The sequence below is a fragment of the Methylobacterium amylolyticum genome, assembly GCF_030700245.1.
Taxonomy (GTDB): domain Bacteria; phylum Pseudomonadota; class Alphaproteobacteria; order Rhizobiales; family Beijerinckiaceae; genus Methylobacterium.
In genome coordinates, this window is record NZ_JAUYZI010000077.1 from 1 (window position 1) to 18,291 (window position 18,291).

At 68.7% G+C, this 18,291-nt stretch carries 25 protein-coding genes; 17 read left to right on the forward strand and 8 right to left on the reverse strand.

Translation table 11 applies throughout. From position 1 onward, the window contains the following. Positions 1-291: hypothetical protein (locus Q8W71_RS30020; protein WP_305529046.1), on the reverse strand; the 291-nt coding region annotated here is incomplete at its 3' end. A gap of 155 nt (positions 292-446) precedes the next feature. Here Q8W71_RS30020 and Q8W71_RS30025 point away from each other — a divergent pair. Together Q8W71_RS30025 and Q8W71_RS30030 are read left to right on the forward strand one after the other, a co-directional pair. Then, complete coding sequence (locus tag Q8W71_RS30025; protein WP_305529047.1) at positions 447-686, forward strand: hypothetical protein; 240 nt, start codon at positions 447-449, stop codon at positions 684-686. 499 nt (positions 687-1,185) lie between these two features. Beyond that, positions 1,186-3,165: a PAS domain-containing protein gene (locus Q8W71_RS30030; RefSeq protein WP_305528530.1), complete on the forward strand. Its 1,980-nt coding sequence runs from the start codon at positions 1,186-1,188 to the stop codon at positions 3,163-3,165. A gap of 210 nt (positions 3,166-3,375) precedes the next feature. Here the strand turns inward: Q8W71_RS30030 and Q8W71_RS30035 are convergent, their stop codons facing one another. From Q8W71_RS30035 to Q8W71_RS30055, 5 genes are all read right to left on the reverse strand, one after another. Further along, positions 3,376-3,828, reverse strand: a complete 453-nt coding sequence (locus tag Q8W71_RS30035; RefSeq protein WP_305529048.1) for a hypothetical protein — start codon at positions 3,826-3,828, stop codon at positions 3,376-3,378. Positions 3,829-3,831: 3 nt separating this feature from the next. Beyond that, on the reverse strand, positions 3,832-4,122 hold the full coding sequence (locus Q8W71_RS30040) for a hypothetical protein (protein WP_305529049.1): 291 nt from the start codon (positions 4,120-4,122) through the stop codon (positions 3,832-3,834). After that, positions 4,119-4,757 (reverse strand): hypothetical protein, encoded by a 639-nt coding sequence (locus Q8W71_RS30045; RefSeq protein WP_305529050.1) that lies wholly within the window; start codon positions 4,755-4,757, stop codon positions 4,119-4,121. Before Q8W71_RS30045 ends, Q8W71_RS30040 begins: the two co-directional genes overlap by 4 nt. 202 nt (positions 4,758-4,959) lie before the next feature. After that, a complete protein-coding gene (locus tag Q8W71_RS30050; protein WP_305529051.1) occupies positions 4,960-5,568 on the reverse strand; it encodes an HTH domain-containing protein in 609 nt (202 codons plus the stop codon). Positions 5,569-5,593: 25 nt separating this feature from the next. After that, entirely contained in the window at positions 5,594-5,836 is a 243-nt protein-coding gene (locus tag Q8W71_RS30055) for a helix-turn-helix domain-containing protein (RefSeq protein WP_305529052.1), read from the reverse strand. Positions 5,837-5,960: 124 nt separating this feature from the next. On the opposite strand from Q8W71_RS30055, the gene Q8W71_RS30060 reads away from it, so the two are divergent. From Q8W71_RS30060 to Q8W71_RS30105, 10 genes are all read left to right on the forward strand, one after another. Then, a complete protein-coding gene (locus tag Q8W71_RS30060) occupies positions 5,961-6,269 on the forward strand; it encodes a hypothetical protein (protein ID WP_305529053.1) in 309 nt (102 codons plus the stop codon). Between the two features lie 10 nt (positions 6,270-6,279). After that, positions 6,280-7,080 carry a hypothetical protein gene (locus tag Q8W71_RS30065; protein ID WP_305529054.1) on the forward strand — a complete coding sequence of 267 codons (801 nt, stop codon included), beginning with the start codon at positions 6,280-6,282 and terminating at the stop codon, positions 7,078-7,080. An 81-nt stretch (positions 7,081-7,161) separates the two neighbouring features. Further along, positions 7,162-7,446, forward strand: a complete 285-nt coding sequence (locus Q8W71_RS30070; RefSeq protein ID WP_305529055.1) for a hypothetical protein — start codon at positions 7,162-7,164, stop codon at positions 7,444-7,446. A 12-nt stretch (positions 7,447-7,458) separates the two neighbouring features. Next, positions 7,459-8,553 (forward strand): hypothetical protein, encoded by a 1,095-nt coding sequence (locus tag Q8W71_RS30075; RefSeq protein WP_305529056.1) that lies wholly within the window; start codon positions 7,459-7,461, stop codon positions 8,551-8,553. A gap of 64 nt (positions 8,554-8,617) precedes the next feature. After that, complete coding sequence (locus Q8W71_RS30080; protein WP_305529057.1) at positions 8,618-10,078, forward strand: hypothetical protein; 1,461 nt, start codon at positions 8,618-8,620, stop codon at positions 10,076-10,078. Positions 10,079-10,081: 3 nt separating this feature from the next. Continuing rightward, positions 10,082-10,516 (forward strand): hypothetical protein, encoded by a 435-nt coding sequence (locus Q8W71_RS30085; RefSeq protein WP_305529058.1) that lies wholly within the window; start codon positions 10,082-10,084, stop codon positions 10,514-10,516. A gap of 449 nt (positions 10,517-10,965) precedes the next feature. Continuing rightward, a complete protein-coding gene (locus Q8W71_RS30090; protein ID WP_305529059.1) occupies positions 10,966-12,330 on the forward strand; it encodes a Hint domain-containing protein in 1,365 nt (454 codons plus the stop codon). A gap of 91 nt (positions 12,331-12,421) precedes the next feature. Beyond that, positions 12,422-12,661 (forward strand): hypothetical protein, encoded by a 240-nt coding sequence (locus Q8W71_RS30095; RefSeq protein ID WP_305529060.1) that lies wholly within the window; start codon positions 12,422-12,424, stop codon positions 12,659-12,661. An 85-nt stretch (positions 12,662-12,746) separates the two neighbouring features. Further along, on the forward strand, positions 12,747-13,226 hold the full coding sequence (locus Q8W71_RS30100) for a hypothetical protein (protein WP_305529061.1): 480 nt from the start codon (positions 12,747-12,749) through the stop codon (positions 13,224-13,226). Positions 13,227-13,260: 34 nt separating this feature from the next. Beyond that, entirely contained in the window at positions 13,261-13,485 is a 225-nt protein-coding gene (locus Q8W71_RS30105) for a hypothetical protein (RefSeq protein WP_305529062.1), read from the forward strand. Between the two features lie 3 nt (positions 13,486-13,488). Here Q8W71_RS30105 and Q8W71_RS30110 read toward each other — a convergent pair whose 3' ends face one another. Both Q8W71_RS30110 and Q8W71_RS30115 read right to left on the reverse strand, forming a co-directional pair. Beyond that, positions 13,489-13,743, reverse strand: coding sequence for a hypothetical protein (locus Q8W71_RS30110; RefSeq protein WP_305529069.1), 255 nt, complete (start codon positions 13,741-13,743; stop codon positions 13,489-13,491). Between the two features lie 77 nt (positions 13,744-13,820). Then, positions 13,821-15,038: a GGDEF domain-containing protein gene (locus tag Q8W71_RS30115; RefSeq protein WP_305529063.1), complete on the reverse strand. Its 1,218-nt coding sequence runs from the start codon at positions 15,036-15,038 to the stop codon at positions 13,821-13,823. 424 nt (positions 15,039-15,462) lie between these two features. Here Q8W71_RS30115 and Q8W71_RS30120 point away from each other — a divergent pair, with 424 nt between their 5' ends. The 5 genes from Q8W71_RS30120 to Q8W71_RS30140 form a co-directional block, all read left to right on the forward strand. Beyond that, positions 15,463-16,308, forward strand: coding sequence for a helix-turn-helix domain-containing protein (locus tag Q8W71_RS30120; protein ID WP_305529064.1), 846 nt, complete (start codon positions 15,463-15,465; stop codon positions 16,306-16,308). Between the two features lie 173 nt (positions 16,309-16,481). Then, positions 16,482-16,736, forward strand: coding sequence for a hypothetical protein (locus Q8W71_RS30125; RefSeq protein ID WP_305529065.1), 255 nt, complete (start codon positions 16,482-16,484; stop codon positions 16,734-16,736). Positions 16,737-16,857: 121 nt separating this feature from the next. Next, a complete protein-coding gene (locus tag Q8W71_RS30130; protein ID WP_305529066.1) occupies positions 16,858-17,124 on the forward strand; it encodes a DUF6894 family protein in 267 nt (88 codons plus the stop codon). Positions 17,125-17,185: 61 nt separating this feature from the next. Continuing rightward, entirely contained in the window at positions 17,186-17,968 is a 783-nt protein-coding gene (locus Q8W71_RS30135) for a Crp/Fnr family transcriptional regulator (RefSeq protein ID WP_305529067.1), read from the forward strand. Positions 17,969-17,972: 4 nt separating this feature from the next. Further along, positions 17,973-18,291, forward strand: a 319-nt coding sequence (locus Q8W71_RS30140; protein ID WP_305529068.1) for a DUF6894 family protein, incomplete at its 3' end; no start/stop codon positions are given.

Below are 18,291 nucleotides of genomic sequence, written 5' to 3' on the forward strand. Positions count from 1 at the left end.
CGCGTCCACGCCGGTCGCCTTCCGGCCGTTGATCATCATCGCCCCGCAGCCATCGACGCGCAGGGTGCCGTGCTGGGGGTGAACGCCGAAGAGCTGTGACGCCGTCCATCCGAGCCGATGCGCCTCCGCGCCGTATCGGTCGCAGAAGTCGATGGCTGCCTCACGCAGGGCGGCCCACTTGGCCGGCGTCAGGTAGCGGCACGGCGGCTTGTCGGCCGGGATGCCCTCGATCGCGTGGCGCCAGACATCGACAGCGCTGGGGAGGAGGGTCGGAGCGGAGCAGGCGGCCATGCGCCGGACTACGGCAGCCCGCGGCGCAGGGCCATGCGGCCTGACGCACCCTCGCGCTGCGCCATAAGTCGCACTGAGTCCGGGGATCTGAACGAAGTCCGATGCGTCATCGGCCGGGCGGTCGCCCGCCGCATTCGCTATCCCAACAGGACCTCATGCACCCCTTCCGTTGGCTTGGCCGTCTCTTGTCGGGCGTCGGGCACATCGCCACCCGCGCCGTGATCGGATCGGTAGCTCTGTTCAGCGTCGTCCTCGATCTCCTGCTGGGCATCGTGGCCCGGCTCTACGATCGGTTCGATGCTGAATGGGCCCGCATGGCACGAGAAGCGGACGAGCGGCGCACGCGGGACGGTCGGGGTGTGATCGATCCGATCACGTTGGACCGCAATCGATAATTTTTCGCGGTCGGTTCAGCCCCGACCGATCTGCTCACGGGCTGGCGGGGGACATGCCGCTTTCGCGGCGGGGACCAAGTACGCAACACGGCCCGGGGTCAGGATAAGCGCTGGCGGTTGATCCATGATCAACGACAGCAGGCGGCAGGCTCTCATAGAGTGATGCGACCGGGGCAAGGCACCGCGGGCGCGCGGCACAGCGGCACTGGGCGATCCGAGGTCAGAAAAGGAGCTTTCTGGGTCCGCACAGATCGGCCCGTTCCCCTGCGGCCGACCTGAAGAGCGGTTTGACCGCACGGAATGAGGCGGTGGGAGAACGTTCGGTTCCACAACCCCCGGTAGACACGGTCCTCGTCTACTCAAGATCTAGTCTGACGTAAGACGTATTTTCATCGTAGCAACACGTATACGTTACCTGAAACGTCAATTGACCACTGATTAACAAAAGTCACGTACCAGCAGCGGACGATGTTAGCCGACGCATCGTGATGGACGCCTCATGCCACTCTTTGATGCCGACCTGCGTGCGCTGATGACGGCGATCGACCGATCTCGGGCCCGGGTCGAGTTCACCCCTGATGGTACGGTGCTGACCGCCAACCCTCTCTTCCTCGACCTGATGGGCTATACGCTCGCCGAGCTGAAGGGCGAGCACCATCGCCGGTTCGTCCGAGCGGATGAGCGCGACGGCCCCGCCTATCGGGCGTTCTGGGACGCCTTGCGCCGCGGCGAGGGGCAGACGCGCACGTTCCGGCGCTTGGCCAAGGACGGCCGGGAGGTGTGGATCCAGGCGACCTACAATCCCGTGCTCGGGCGTGGCGGGCGGGTGACCCGGGTCGTCAAGTTGGCCACCGACGTCACCGAGAAGACCGTCCAGGCCCTGGACCTCGATGGCCAGATCGCGGCACTTCACCGCTCGCAGGCGGTCATCGCCTTCGCCCCGGACGGCACGATCCTCGACGCCAACGCCAACTTCCTCGCCGCGGTCGGTTACACCCTCGACGAGATCAGGGGCCAGCACCACCGGCTGTTCGTCGACAGGGCCGAGCAAGCCGGGGAGGCTTACCAGAGCTTCTGGGCGGCGCTGGGCCGCGGAGAATACCAGTCGGCTGAGTTCCGACGCTTCGCGAAGGGTGGGCGCGAGATCTGGATCCAGGCGACCTACAATCCGATCACCGACGCCGACGGGCGTGTGGTCAAGGTGGTGAAATTCGCAGTCGACGTGACCGCGCAAAAGCTACAGACCGCCGACGCAGCCGGGCAGTTGACGGCCGTCAACCGCTCCCAGGCGGTGATCGAGTTTGCCCCCGATGGCACGGTCCTCGACGCCAACCCGAACTTCCTACAGGCGGTCGGCTATACGATTGAAGAGGTGAGGGGTCGGCCGCACGCCATGTTCGTCGAGCCCGGCTACGCGCGGACGCCGGAGTACGTGGCCTTCTGGGACCGTCTGCGCGGCGGCGATTTCGCTTCAGGCATGTTTCAGCGCTTTGGTAAGGACGGCCGCTCGGTATGGATCCAGGCGAGCTACAACCCAATCTTCGATCCCAGCGGTCGGCTGACCAAGATCGTCAAGTACGCCACCGATGTCACCGCGAACATGGAGGCGCGCGCGGTCGCGGTGGCGGCAGCCGAGCGGACGCTCGACAGCGTCCAAGTGGTCACCGACGCGGCGGAAACCATGAATGCTGCGGCCCAGGAGATCTCGCGCAGCATGACCGAGTCCAAGGCTAGCGTGGATGAGATCCACGGACGCGCCGGCGAGGCGGATGCCGCTACCGAGCGATTGCGCGCCGCGGCGGGCGCGATGAGCGGTGTCGTCGCGACGATCTCGTCGATCGCCCAGCAGATCAACCTGCTGGCGCTGAATGCTACTATTGAGGCGGCCCGGGCCGGGGCTGCCGGGCGCGGCTTCGCGGTCGTGGCGGCCGAGGTGAAGGATCTGGCCGGTCAGGCTGCTGCGGCTACGGGGCGGATCAACGGTGAGATCGTCGGCATGCAGACCGTGTCGGACGAGGTGGCTGGTACCCTAGCCTCAATCACCGCGGCGATTGGCGCGATCAGTGGGCATGTCGATGGGGTGAGCGCCTCGACCGACGAGCAGGCGCGGGCGACGGGGGAAATCCTGGTCAGCATGCGGCAGGCGGCCAGCGGTGTGTCGCGCATCAGCACCAGCCTGGATGATTGGACGGTGGGGATGGAGGAGCGGCGTACCGACAAGCGGACTCGCGTCCTGCTACCTGCCGAGATCCACCTGCCGGGTGGTGGGCGCGTCGCTTGTTCGGTCCGTGACCTGTCGGACGGGGGCGCGCGGCTGCATGTGCTCGGGCACGCTCAGATCCCAGAACGGTTCGTGATGACGATCGACGACGAAAGGCGACGTGTCACGTGTGAGATCCGCCACAGGGCCGGCGCGAGCTTGAATGTGCAGTTCGTGCAGCCCGTCGAGGGCAAGATCGCTCGTGCGGTCGGCCACTGAAGCCCGACGATGCGGGGATGTCTTCGCTTTCGAGTCCTGCGGTTCGGCCCCGCCCGATCTGCTCACGGGCGGGGGAACCCCGGATCTCACCAGCGCCGGGCCGATACGCAACGTGGCCCGGGCGCAGGATGAACGCGGGGCGGTTACCGGAGAGGCCGGGGCAGGGCGGCGGCCGGGTCCCGGTGCGGGACGCAAGGTGTCGCCTTCCCGTCAGCGGAGCGGTGCCTTGGGCTTCCACGTCGCCGCCGTCTTGGCGATGCAGTTCTCCGGCAGAGGCCCATCGCCGACCTTCTCGTACCCCAGATGCCGCATGACCTCTGCCGCCAGCGAGCCGGCGTTCATCGTGCCCTGCGCTTCCCGTCCGTAGCGGGAGCCCATCACCTCCTGGAGGATGGGGTCGACGCCGGCCAGCGCCGGGAGGCCGGCTTTGACCGCATCGAGGGCGGCCGCGCGCGCTCTGGCCGACCAGACGACCTCTTGCATCTCGCGATAGAGCGGATCGTCCAGCGACATGCCGCCGCTGCTCAGCGGAAGGTTGAGCGAGTCGATCAGCGCTACGGTCTCACGCCCGACCTCGTTATCGAGCTTTGACGCGCGGTCCCGCACCAAGGCGCGCCCCTCCGGTGTCATGCCACGCACGGTCATCTCCGATGGCACTTTCACGTCCTACCTCCGCACCGTCGCCTGCTCTTGCCCCCAGCCGCCGGGGCAAAGCACCCTGATCTGACCCTCGGCCCTGTAGGTGAACACCTTTCGGGAGGCGTCGAAGGGGCGCCAACTTAGGATCGTCCCGCCGTGCCAGGAACGCTCGCGCTGTTTCTCGTGAAGGTAGATGCGACCGCCCACTGCCTCGTCCGCCCGCTCGTCCGAGACGGCCCAGTTGCCACTCTCGTAGACGCTTTCCTCAACCCGACGATGGTTGAGGCCCTGCGGGCAGATGAAGTGCAGGTCGATCATCGGTCGTCTGCCTTACTCCGCGCACTTGGTTTACTCGGCTTCCGGCTGCGCCCTTTGAATGAGCGTGCACTGCTGAGACCAGCGGTAACCGCCTTCTGAGCGATGATGTCTGCCTGCCGCATGATCGGCGTGCCGTAGATCTCCAGCCACCCGTACTGCCGCATGTATGGGTGCGCGAGCGCCATCAACTCGACCTGCCTCTGATAGGTCAGGTTTACGGCGTCGCTGTGCGCCTTGAAGTGCGCCAGGGAGATCTCGGCGCTGCCTCGCTCCGGTCTGGTAACGCCGGACATGGCGTAGGTCTGCAACGCAGCCTCGACCCGACCGCAGGCAGCATCAACCTCCGGCGGAAACAGGAGCCCCATCTGCCGACGCAGGCGCCAGAACCGGCGCAGGGACTCGCCGCCGTCGCTGTCCTCGGGCGTTTCGGGTCGCATCTTCTGACAGACATCCCGGCGCGCATCGATCGCGTCGTTGATGGCCTCCCAGGTTTCAAACCGCTTGGCGAACAGGTCCAGCCGGAGCTTGCGCAGGGCAACAACGGCCTGGATCGCGGCGAAGACCACGGCCGCCGCTGCGATGATGGCCGCAGCCCAGGCGGCTGAGAACCCGCCGAGATCAGCGGGAGGGCTCACCCCTTCCGCTCCCGGAACCGGATGCCGGTGCTGCCGAGATCACAGGCGCGCGCCCGGCCCTCCAGGGCCGGCGCCGCCGATCTCTTCGATGATCTCTTACGAGATCTCTCAGAGGTATCTTCGTGCAACCCCATGAGGTTTCACCCCCTGCAACCTCTAGACGTTTCACCCCTGCAACCTCAGCGGTTGCACCCCCTGCAACCTAATTAGGTTGCACCCTACGGTACCACGTCTCCAGTTCGCTGTTCCCGACCGCCTCGTAGGCGACGCCCTGCTCGGCCTCGGCCGCCTCCATCGCGGCAGCGGCGTCGTCGGGGCTGCCGCCATCCCGTAGGGCTGCCACATAGGCCTTGTATCCGGCGCGCTTCTCGAACGGCACTTCACCCCTGCGCTCGCGACGCGCACGGTCCCGCCACTCCGGCACGTTGTCATCGCCAGCGCGAGCATCCTCCAGCCCGTGCGTGTTGATGACGTATCGGCGGGTCGCGCCGTCCGTACCCTCCGATTTCAGGGTGCCCCAGCTCTCCAGGATCTGGATCTGCTTGTTGACCGCCTGCCGGGTCACGCCGAGACGCGCCGCGAGCGTGTTCTGCCCGATCCGACAAACCCCATCCTGGCTCACGTACTCGGCAAGGACGCACAGCACCCGCAGCGCGGCGGGGTTGTCGGCGCCGACGACGATGGACGCGCGGGCGATGGCGCGCAGGATCAAGACATAGCCGTAGGGCTTCCGGGGCTCGGCACTCGCCCGCTGGCGACCCTGCGCCTCATCCTGCCGGCCTGCGCCAGACGATGCGCGACGCGGTGCCATCAGCGGCCCTCCGCGGCTCGGCGCGCTACGGCTTGCGGCGCGGGCGGACGCCGGCAAGCCCCCCGTTTTCTGGGATGAAGTCGATCCCCTCAGCCTCAAACGCCTGCCGGAGCTTGGCGAGGTTGTCCGCGAGGGAATTCGGCACGCCCTCCGCCTCCTCCATGCGCCTGATCGTAGCTGACGAAACGCCTGACGCCTTCGCAAGGTCGGCCACCGACCAACGCAGGAAGCCACGCGCCATCCGGATCTGACCCGCCGTCAGCATCATCGCCTCATGATAAAAATGTGCTCGCGAGTGAGCAGAATGTGTTGACGCCTCGCGGTCGGTGAGCAATATTAGCCCATCGCCGCGCGAAACGGAAGCGGCGCCGAGCAGAAACTAGGCGACTTCCATGCCCTTCGCCCAGCCCCGCCGCCTCCTCTGGTCCGCCGTCCTCCGCGAGGTGAAGGCCGACCGCACCCGCGTCGCCCCCGGCGTGGTCTCGGCCCGCTCGCTCATCCAGGCGCTCGCCCGCTCCCGCGGCACCAAGCTCGTCACCCCGGCCGGCGCCTACGACCGCTCCGCCATCATGGCCGCCGCCGTCGAGGCCGCGAAGGCCCACCAGACCCGCACTGGCGCCCCGTGGGCCGCCGCCATGTCCGTCGGCCTCAAGGCCGCGTGGCAGGCCGCCCGCGCCGCCCGCGCCGCCACCGCGCACTGAGGATCCGCAGATGACCGCCAGCCTCAACCGCCGCGCTCTCGCTGCGGGTCTCCTCGCCGCTGCCGCGGCGCCCGCCGCCGCCAGGGATCCGCACCTGACGCGGACCCTTCGCGGCGACGACACCCCGCGCCTGCCCGCCTACGCCGACCTGTGGGCCCGCATGCCGCTGCCGTTCACGCCCGCCCAGGCGTGGCGGCTTCTCAGCCCCGAGACCCAGGCCGAGATCGGCGCCGCCGCCATCGGCATGGCGCTGGCCGAGTACGTGTCCGGTCAACTGCACGAGGACGAGGCCGACCGCTTCCTTGACGAGAGCCTGACGAGCGCCGCCTACGACGCGCAGAGCGAGATCCTGAACGCGTTCAGCCCGCGCCTCTGGACCCTGTTCCCCGATCTGTACGGGCCCGAGGGCGACCACCCCCGCTGGGCGCTCGACAACGGCATGGTGCACGCGCTGGGCTCCGGGCCGGAGCGGCAGCCCGAGCCACCCGCGCCTGCTCATGCCGCCGATCCGATCTTCGCGACGATCAGCGCGGCGGACGCGGCTCGGCAGGCTCATCAGGGCATCTTCGACGCCGGACTCGACGAGAGCGACGACGCCCAGATGGCCCGCCTCGACACGCTGCGAGACGCGGACCGCGAGGCGTTCGCGGCGCTGGCCACCGTGATCCCGACGACGCGCGACGGCGACGTGGCGCTGGCCGACTTCTACCTGCGCACCCTCGACGACCGGGACGGGCAGGCCACCGCCTGTCTTAGGCACCTGCGGGGCGTGCTGGCGGGCGATCTCGACGACGACCCGCCCCTGACCTGACCCCGCGCCGGGTCCGCCCGGCCGGCGCTCCTACCCCTTCGCACCCGCCGACTTCCACGAGCCCATCACGGAGCCCGAACGATGACGCACGCCCGCATTCCCGATTTCAGCCAGCCCGCGCCGATCCAGCGCACCGCTGTGGAGCATGCCCCACCCCGCCAAGCCCCGGCCGACAGCCTCTACCTCAATCTCCCGAACGAGCCCCTGCCCGGCGAAGGCGACCTCTGGCACGTCGTCGCCCCGGTCCGCCCCGACACCGCCCACGTCCGCGCCCCGCGCTTCATCGACCTCGCGGGCGAGCTGCTGACCGCCATCGCCATCATCGCCGGGGGCGTGCTCGCCTACGGCAACTTCCCGTTCGCCTGAGGGGAGGGGACCATGAAGTTCTCCAGCATCCTCCGCCGCGATCCCGAGCCCCCGAGCCTGAAGGAGCGCGCCGCCAGTCTCAAGGCCGGGCTCGCAGCCACCCGCGAGAAGTACGCCCGCACCTTGCGCGTCCACCGTGCCCTAAACGACCCGCTGCCGCCCAAGCCCGAGCCCGTTGATCGCGTCGCCCTGGTGAACTACGCGACGTGGCTGTTCATGGAGCGGCGGCTGGTCTGCGACGAGCTGTACCCTCACATGGGCGGCCGGGGCGAGAGCTTCGTCCTCGCCAACTGCGCGGCCGACCGCTTCCACTTCCCCGGCAACCCGAACGGCTTCCCCCTCGCCAAGGCCAGCCCCTCCCGGCCCTCGACCCGAGCCGTGCAGGTCCTCGACATGGTGGGCGTGGACTGGCGCGCCGACCTGACCGACAGCGGTCGCCTGCACCTCGACCATCCCCGCATGCAGGATACCGGCGAACGGCCCGACACGCCGCACGGCTGGCCTCGCCTCGATGGTGCGCTTCTAACCGCCCTGGTGGACCTCCGGCGCGTGGATGCCGCGATCGAGGTGCTGATCGCCCACCTTCCGGCCGACCGGGATACCGAGACGTTGCCCGGCTACGGAGAGCTTCAGGACGCTCGCGCGGCAGTGCTCGACATCCTGACGGAGACCCGCGCGGACAGCCTGCCCGGCCTTCAGGCCAAGGCGCGGACGCTGCTGGTGGACAGCCTGCGCGGCGATCCCGACACGGTCGAGGCCCTGGCCCATTCCATCGCCAAGGATCTGATCGGCGCCGCCCCCGGGGCGCTCGCTCCGAAGCCCGACCCGATCCACGCCGTGCTGGCCGAGTCGAAGCGCTTGGAGGACGAGAGCGAGGCCCTGTTCGCGAAGGGCAACGACGGCAACGCGACCCCGGAGCAGGAAGACAGCGTCGGGCGCGTCGAGGACCACTGGTGCAACGTGGTCTTGAAGACCGTGCCGACCACGGCCCGCGGCTGCGCGGCGCTCGCCCGGGCGGCCCAGCAGCACTGCGAGCGATGGTGCATCAGCTCCGAGCACTACGGGGCGCCCGCCCTCGATCTCATCGCCCGCTCGCCCCTGCTCTGACCCGCCGCCCCCGCGCGGCGAGCCCTGCCGCGCCTCCCCGACATCCCGATTTCAGGAGGCCGCCGTGTCCCCGCTCCATCTGTCGAGCCTGTTCCGCCGTGATCCCGAGAAACCAACCCTGAAGGACCGCGGCGCTGCTCTGCGCGTCGGCATCGCCCGGGTCGCCCGGAAGGGGGGCGAGCCTGCCGCCCTGCCTGCGCCCGGCTCGGATGAGGCCGTGGCCGCCTTCGAGGCCGCCAGCCGTGAGTTCACCCGCCTGACGCCGCTCAGCAGCGAGGACTACGCCGCCCTGCGCATCGGCGACACCTTCACGCTCTGGACGACGGGGTGGATCAAGGCGGCCCGGCGGGGCGACTATTCCCGGTTCTCGCTGCGGGAATTCGAGGTCGCTCGGTCCAAGACACCCGCCGAGCTGTCCGCCCTCCTCGTGCTCACGACGCGCCGGGATCTCCAGTTCGCCGAGGCCGAGCATCGGACCAACATCAAGACGCTGTACGCACTGGCCTATCCGGATGGAGAAGATCCCGAGCCGCTGCCTGACGCCGAAGGTGATCACGCCCACGTCGCCATCGCCGAGCACCGGGAGGCTTACGCGGATTGGAAGCCGCTGGGCGACGCGTGGAACGAGATGCCGGGCGATCCGGGGTGGAAGGAGGCACAGGAGGCGCAGGCGGAGCCCTACCGCGTCCAGTCCGAGGCATTCCAGGAGCTGATCGACACCCGCGCCAGCACCGTGGCGGGCCTCGTAGCGCTCGCGGGCTACCTGCCTGGGGCGGTAATCGACGCCAACTGCATCGACGTCGAGGAGGACGCTCGGCGCGCCCTGCGCAGCGTGTGCAACAGCGTGCTCAGCCTGTTCGGCGCCGAGGCCGATGCTGCGCTCGTCGGGCTGGAGGCCGACTATCTGGCGGCCGATGCCGCCTACACGATCGCCACAAGCGCGATGCGCGAGGGTCGGAGCCGCTGCGTCGAGCCGCCGGTGCCGAGGGACCTCAAGGTCTGGTCGAACGACTGGGCCTACACCTCGATCCCCATACCGAAGGCCCGGCACGAGCGGTTCCACTACGACGAGTTCGAGGTCGAGATCCTGCGGACGCAGCCCTGTGTCGCGACCTTCATCGGCGGGGAGGGCGAGTTGCAGCCCGACGGCGTAGGCCGCGTCCGGCCAGACCCAAGGGCGCAGGCCCGTGCCGACGCGATCGTGGCGGCCTGGGACGGGTGGCAGGAGCAGATCCGGCAAGCTCGGGCTGCGGTGGACCTGGATGCCCTGGAGGCGGCCTGGGATGCGGCCACGGCTGCGCGCGACGCCGTGCTGCAACGGGTCCGCGAGACGACGGCGCGGGGTCTCGCCGGGCTTGCGGTCAAGGCGCGCATCGCCGCGAGCATGGCCGCGATAGACGACCCGAAGGCGCACGCGCTCGGGAGCTTCGATCCCGCCGACAGCGATGGGCTGCTCTACGATCTCGCGGGCGACGTGCTGGCCGCGACCGGCGGCCTCCCCGATGCGTTCCAGGCGGAGGGCTGATCGATGAGCAACGTCCTCACCTTCACGCCTCGCCCGCGCCCAGCCCCTCCGGAGGTCGTGGTGCCCCAGCCCGAGGCCAGCCTACGCGCTCGCGTCGAGGCTGCGGCCGAGATCGCCGTCGACACCGCCGAGCGGCTGATCGCCATCCTCGACGCCTGGGACGGCGACGCAGACCTCGAACCGGATGCCGACGCCGAGCCCTCGCTGGCGGCGCCGGAGAACGCCCACGGCTCGCAGGTGGTGTGGATGCGCGGCGGGGACGGGGACCGCGAGGCCCAGGCGCCGGAGACCGTGTTGCCCGAGGTGTCCCGCAGCCCCACGCCGCGAGTGCGGAGTGTACCGGCGCCTGCCTCCGCGCCCCTCGCCTGGGGCGGCAACGGCAACGTGGTCTCCGCGGCCGGCGTCGCCCTGTTCGGCCTGCTGGCAGGGGAGGCGTGATGCCGGGCGTCGTCCCTGCCGTGCCGCTGCGGGTCCGCCCGCGGCAGCTCCGGCTGACCCGAGCGCTGATCGCCTACGCGCAGATCCGGTTCGCGCTGTAGCGGCTACGGCGGGCGATACAGGGCGCCGGGAGGCGAGCAGGCGAGTGAGTGCTGTCCGCCTATCGACTTCGCGCTGCTCGTGGCAGCGTTGGCGGTCGGAGGGATCGCTCAGTACATGCCGCCAAACCTTGAGTGCGCCGACGTAATCACCGTTGGTACCCTGATCGTCTTTTCGTCGTCTCCGTTGTGCACGCCACCGCTTATGCTTAATCAACTGTGGCCCGACGCACACACTGTCAGAGATAAAGGCGCGCGTACCGATGTTCACCGATCATAGGGGTTATCGTCTATTATTTGTTGGGATACGATACATTGAAATTAAACCCTGGTCCGCGGATCGTAATCAAAATGTCTACAATCAGTTTTGATAATACTAGCGGCAGTGGGACTGGTGGGCAAGCAATTCCGAATGGCTATGGCGGCTTCAATTGGACAAATTTTAATGCACTTGATGGCACGCAAAATGCGTTTCAGGGAACTGGTTATAGAAACGGCATTGTAAGCAGTCCTAATGTTGCTTTCAATGCGGCAGGACTTTCCGGATCTTTTTCTTCAACTTCAAGTTTTACACTAAATGATTTCTATGCAACATCGGCCTTTCAAAACCCGGCCAGTATTCAAGTTACTGGATCGTTGAACGGGGTTCAGGTATATAACACCACAATTACACCGAATTCACAAGCTCCGACCTTATACAGTTTCAACTGGACTGGAATAAATCAAGTTACGATTGCACCGAACACTCCCGGTCAAGGCCAACAATTCGTTATCGACAACCTGCGAGTGAATGAGGCTGTTCCGGTCCAACCCGCCGCCCCCTGCTACGTGACCGGCACCCGCATTCGTGCCCTGCGCGGGCGGACACTCCAGGACGTGCCGGTCGAAACCCTGCGCGTGGGCGACCTCGCTCTGACCGCCTCGGGCAAACCCCGCCCCATCCGCTGGATCGGCACGCGCAGCTATCCCGGCCTCACCGCACCCAAGCACGATCGCCCCGTGCGCGTCCGGGCCGGGGCTCTGGCTGACGGCGTGCCCGCCCGCGACCTTCGGGTATCTCCCGACCACTGCCTGTTCCTTGACGGCCTGCTCGTCGCCGCAGGGCACCTCGTCAACGGCACGAGCATCACCCGCGGCGAGGCGGTGGCCGACCTCACCTACTGGCACGTCGAACTCGACAGCCACGACATGCTGATGGCCGAGAACATCCCGGCCGAGAGCTTCCTGGCCGCACCGGGCGTGCGCGCGGGCTTCGATGGCACCCATCGCCTCAACGTCCACGAAACGCCCGTCCCCTACGCTGAGCGGGTCGAGCATGGCCCTGAGCTAGCCGCGCTGCGCAGCCGTCTGATCGTCCGCGCCGGCCTGTCGGTCGAGCCCGTGCGCCACGGCGCGATGCGCGCGTGGTTCGACCGGTGCGACGGCCGACGTCTCGTCGGCTGGGTCCAGGACCTCGCCCACCCGAACGGCCGGGTCTGCCTCGACGTGGTGGTGGACGGTACGGTCGTCGCCCTGACGATGGCCGAAGCGTACCGCGCCGACATCGCCGCGGCCGGCGTGGGTGACGGCTGCCACGGCTTCGACTTCGACCTCGACGAGCCGCTGGCCCCCGGGATGGTCCACACCGTCGAGCTGCGCCGCTCGGCCGACGGCGTGGTGGTGTGCGCGATGGCGGTGGACGCGGCGGGGGCCTGGACGCCGTTGCTCGCGGCGTGAGCGGCCAGTGCCGCTGCTCGGGCACGTTGGGACGCTGACGCATCGACGCATCGCCGGTTGGGCGTGGGATCCTGGCGCACCGGATGAACGCGTGTGGCTCGTGGTGTCGATCGAACGGCGGGTGCTCGGGCGGTGCCGGGCGGATCAGTTCCGCGAGGACGTGGCGATCGAGGGCATGGGCGACGGTTGGTGCGGCTTTGCCCTCGACCTCCCCGCGGGCGTGCTGGCGGTGCGGCGGGGCTACGCGATCAGCGTGCGGCGGGACGGCGACAGCGAGCACCTGCCCGGCTCGCCCTACGTGCTCGAACCGGCGGTGCGGATCGTGGGGTAACCATCCCGTGACGCTGAACCAGCCTCTTATGCCGCATGGTGTTGCGCTCTCCAGTATCTGGCGTCCAGCACATCTGTGAAGTTTGATGCCCCCTGACCTGAAGGCGCATGCTCAGATCGAGGCCAGCATGACCGATGCGCGCTCAAGCTTTGCCAAACGCCAAGCCTCACAGAAAGCAGTCAGAGCCGAAGCGCGCGAACTGCGATCGGACAGCACTAGGCTCCTGCGGCAGATCTTGGTGACCACGGAGGGACCCGCAGAGACGCTGAACGAAGCTGACGCCATCCGTTCCCTCGTGCGCGATCACCTCGCGTCGATCCGATCCGCCATCGTCGTCAAAAGGGCCGCCGAGGCGCCCGATGCCCTGGCAGCAGCTCTCGCCGCCTCTGGCCTCGATCCGGATGAGGTGACCGAGATGACGGATGGGCTGATCGCCGCCTACCGGAGTGCCGTAGCCGCCGACGACAGCGAGATGATGCGACTGCTCGGGCATGCGCTGAGGATGATCGGTCGCGGTCTCGCCCAGCAAATCGGACCAAAGGCCGCCGGTGTCACCCTGAATTAGCGACGAAGCTGGTACAGCGGCTCATATGCGGGGGATGGAAGACGGTTCTGACCCCGCTCGTACCCTTCGTCGCATCGCGGACGCCCTGGGGCTGCCGCCGGACATATTCTTCGGGGACGGCGACCGGCAGACCGATGTCCTGGCCGACTTGGCGGCGATGGCCGAGCTGCTGAGGCTGTGGAGCACGCTCAGGAGCGACGTGGACCGGGCGAGGGTGTTGGTACAGATCCGGGATCTGGTGAAGCAGCGGGAGGAGTGACACTCATCCGTTCGGCGGTTTCGGATCCGCCTTGGGCGAACGCATGAGGGTCTGGATCGCCCGTGGCTCCCGGCCGGCCTTTCCTGCGATCTCCGCCTCCTGCTGTTCGATATGGCCGCGTGCCGGGTCGTCGCCGTCGAGGCCGCCCAGTATCTCGGCCGGCACCCGCCGGTTCGAGGCGCGACTGCCATCCTCGTAGACGACATCGAACAGGACGAAGCCCCGCTCCTGCGGGAGTTGGCGGACGCGCTTGGACATGCCGGGCTGATACGCCCGCAAGCTGAGCCGCACCAGCGCGCTCGTCGGTCGCGCCCTGTGGCTCGCCGCTCACGAAGCTATCCGGAGGAACCAGCAGATGGGGCCAACGCGTCGACCGGCCTACGTCCCGGCGCGGCGGTGTCGACGCGAATGGACGCGAAGCGGTAACAGTCCCGCCCTGCCGCCTTTGCCTCGTACAAGGCCACATCCGCCCGCTGTAGCGCCTCATCGAATGTCTCGTCGCGGCCGATGAAAGCCACGCCGAAGCTCGCTGTCGGCATCGCGTCGGCCGGCAGCCGTTCATGGCGGTTCTGCCGGCCGAGCCACCGCAGCGCTTCGAGATGGATGCGCGCGGCCGGAGGGCCGCAGTTCGGCACCAGGGCGCAGAACTCCTCGCCCCCGAGGCGACCGACCAGCACGCCGTCCTCGAAGTAGGCGCGCAGGTCCGCCGCAAAGACACGGATCACCTCATCGCCCGCGGCGTGCCCGAACCGGTCGTTGATCGACTTGAAGCGGTCGAGGTCGGCCAGGATCAGCGCCACCGGCATCGATCCGGATCGCCGCAACACCTCCGGCACGCGCTCCATGAAGGCTGCGCGGTTGAACAGGCCGGAGAGCCCGTCGCGCTGCAACCGTAGCTTGGCCTCGGTCATGACTTCGGTCACGACCAGCCCGACCAGGGCGAGGCCCAGCAGGAGCGAGAGGATGCCGCCCGCGGTCTGCGAGTAGAAGGCGTAAGCGCTGACGATGTAGTCGCGCACGCCCGGTCCGTGGCCCGCGAGGCCGGAGAGGACGGCTTTGGTGAGGAACTGCGCCGAGCTGAGCGCGAGAACGACGGCCAGGGCCACATCGACCGGACGCCGGGGTGATGTGACCAGCACCGCGCCGGCTGACGTGGCCAGCATCAGCGCGAACGGGCCCTGGTAGCCGAACGCCTGCTCCCAGGATCCGCGGGGAAGATCAAACACGACCAGGGCGTTGACGGCCGTCGCCGCGACGAAGCAGCCGAACAGCCAAGTGACCGGTGCGCACGGCCTGTAGTGCCTGATGAGGCCGGCAGCGGTCGTCGTCAGCGCGAGCATCAGCAGGCCGAACGACAGCGTCGAGGTCAACCGGGGCCAGGGGATCGTCGAGGCCAGTGCTTCGACGGTCACGGTGGCGGCTGCGGCCAGGAACCCTACTGCGCACCAACGGCCCAGACGGATGCCGGACCGCCACGTGAGCGCGACGAACGCGGTGGCGAAGGACAGGCCGATCGCACCGTTGATGGCCAGCAGGAACGCCGCGCTGTTCACTGCGACGTCCGCCCCGGGGCGGATCTTCTCACGCGATGACCTCGCCCTGGCAACAGACGGCTGTGGAGGCGCCTCCAGGATGCTCGGTCATAGCGCCAACCCTTGACGTTGACTTAACGGTTCGGCCCGGCCGACATGCCGTGTCCGGCCGCCCGTCGCCTCGCGCGAGTCGCCGGCGCCACCAGGAGACCACCGCCACCGCAGTAGGACCCTGAAAAGCCAACAGCCCCGACCCGGCAAGGTCGAGGCTGTCGAATTCGAGGTGGCCTGTGGGGCCGGTTTCCAACCCCCACAAGCCATAGAGCGCCCTCGGGCGTCAAGTCGGAACCCCGGTTCCGGCAACGAGATCGGCTTGTCTTGACCGGAGCGCACAGCCTGCGCCGCCGAATGCCCCGCTGCGGCCCCTTCATGAGGGCCGGGACCGATGTTTGCCGACGAGTTGAGGGCCGCGATCGAGCGTGCGCCCCGAATCACCCTGCCGTCCGTCACGGCGCTGCTCTGGCGCGCCTACGGGGACGGACAGGTGACGGAGGCCGAAGCCGAGGCGCTGTCCGCGCTGATTGAGACACGCCGTGCGCTGGATGGGAGTCGAGGGGCGGGACAGACCCCGAACTCAACCAGAACCGACGCAACCTCGGTTACGAACGACCATCAAGATCGCCAGAACAGCCCCAGGAGGCCCGGCGTCGGCTCCCGCCCCCGCACGGACGCCAGCATGGAACGCCGCCGCCGCTGGGCCGCCTCGGGCCGCCTGCCGCCCGCTCTCGCCGCCCGGTTCACCCTGGCCGAGCAGGCGGTGCTCGCCCTCGTGGCTTCCGAGGTCGCCCGGCGGAAGGACTGTCGGATGGCGATCGAGCACATGGCGGCGGTGGCGGGCGTGTGTCGCTCGACGGTGAAGAACGCGATCCGCGAGGCGCGCCGGCTCGGCCTGCTGACCGTCGAGGAGCGCCAGGTCACTGGCTTCCGCAACCTGCCGAACGTGGTCCGGGTGGTCTCGCCGGAGTGGACCGCGTGGCTGCGGCTGGGCCGGCGCACGCCTCCCCCCGCTGCGGGTGAGGGTGGTCGGCACCGAGACCCGCGCGCCTCCGCCTCTTCCTCTCAGGGGGGAGGGGTCAAAAGCGCAACCGGCACGCGTACTCAGGTTCTAGAATCGGGGACAACGAGGCCAGCGGATCCGAAGAAAGGCTGCCGGAGGGCAGCGGGCGACCCGCGATGCAGCGACCCCACGAGAATCCGCGCGGGTGGTGGGACGGGCGGAGCCATGCGGTAGACGCGGCATCGCGTCCGGAAGAACGGACGCCTCAGACTGATCCAAGTGATCCCGGGACACCCGGGCCTCGTCTAGCGCTGTCGTGCCGGAGGTTCTCCGGTCGGCCCCGCCGGTCCGTCTCGCCCCCCAGCCAACGCCGGCGGGGCCGTTCACGAATCGTGAGAAGCAGCACGATGGTTCATGGCCCTGCGCTGCCCTCAGACTTCTGGGGCACCGTCGCCGAGCATGTCACCGAAAAGGTCGAGCCCGTCCTGATGCAGGGCCAACGCGCTCGGACACCGGTGATCGCCTACCTGCGTGACCTGGAAGCCCTGGCGCGCCGCGAGTGCGACAGTCGGCAGGTGATTCAGATCATCGCTTCAGGTCGCCGCATCCTCGGGGATCACGTCGAGGTCGGCGCGAAGGACGGGCCGTTCTCGCGAACCTGACACATGTGATGGCGTCCTTCGCCTACCGCGTGCAGCGGGGCGGACAATCGCGGCGACGAATCTCGGCACCACCGCGAGTGAGGGCATCCCATGCCCCCGCCTCACCCAGGCGGGACGCCCGATGCCGCGCTTCCACTTCAACGTCCACGACGGCGTCAGTCGTCTCGACCTAGAGGGCACCGAGCTGCCCGACTGGCGCGCCGCACGCCTCGACGCGATCCGGCTGGCCGGCGAGATCCTGCGGGACGAAGCCGAACGGGTCGCCCTGGGCGAGGACTGGCGCATCGAGGTCACCGACCATACCGGCCTCGTCCTGTTCCAGATGGCGTTCCTCGTGATCGACGCGCCCGCTCTGCTCCGAGAGCAAGCCGTCGTGCCGAACCGGTGACCGCGACCCTGCATCCGTCCTGGGCGCGCGCGGCCCCTCTCTCCCCCGGAGCCGTTCGCACATGAACGACCACAGCCCGGGCTCGGGACGCAGCGACGGCCCGATCGGGCTCGACAGCCCGCTGGCGCGCAAGCTGCACCGCATGGCCGCCCTATCGGACGACGACCGGCAGCGGCTGGCGGTCGCCCTGTCCCGGGCCCGGCTCGTCGAAGCCCACGCCGACATCCTGGCGGAAGGTGACGACCCGCGCGCCGTCAACGTCGTCCTCGACGGCTGGGCCTGCCGCTACCGGCAGCTCGCGGATGGCCGCCGCCAGATCGTGACGCTGCTCCTGCCCGGCGACGTGTGCGATCCGCAGGTGTTCCGGAAGCGCCACGTTCACCACGCCCTCTGCGCCCTCACACCGATCACCCTCGCGCAGATCCCCGGGGGCGCCTTCCAGGAGCTGACAGCTCGCAGCGCGACGCTTGAAGCGGCGTTCCTGCACGAGCGCCTGACCACCACCGCGATCCAGCACGAATGGACGGTCAGCCTCGGCCGCCGCTCGGCGATTGAGCGGACCGCCCACCTGCTGTGCGAACTCCACGCACGGCTGGAGGCGGTCGGCCTCGCCGACGCGGTGAGCTGTCCGATGCCGCTGACGCAGATCGATCTCGCCGATGCGCTCGGCCAGACCCCGGTGCACATCAACCGGGTGTTGCGGGATCTGCGCAGCCAAGCCCTGCTCATCCTACGTCACCGGCGCCTGACGCTCGTCGACGGTGCGCGGCTGCGCGCCCTGGCGCTGTTCGACCCCGCATACCTGTTCGACGACGACATCACCGGTTCCGCCCAGGAAACATGAGACGATGCCGCTGTACCACTTCCATCTGCGGACCCCGGACGGGCTGGAGCGCGACGAGACCGGCCTCGTGCTGCGCGACCTCGACGCCGCCTACCTGGAGGCCTGCGCGACGATCCCCGGCCTCTCGGTCGACCTCCTGCGAGAGGGCCGCGATCCGATGGCCTGCACCTTCGTGATCACCGGCGCGCCCGATCCGGACCGCATTCTGCTGGAAGTGCCGTTCGACGAGCGGGTGCGTCACATCGGGCGGCCGACCACCCCTGCATCGCCCGCCGCCGCGACGGCGCTGACGCGGGCGCAGCGGCTGATCGTCGAGTTGCGGG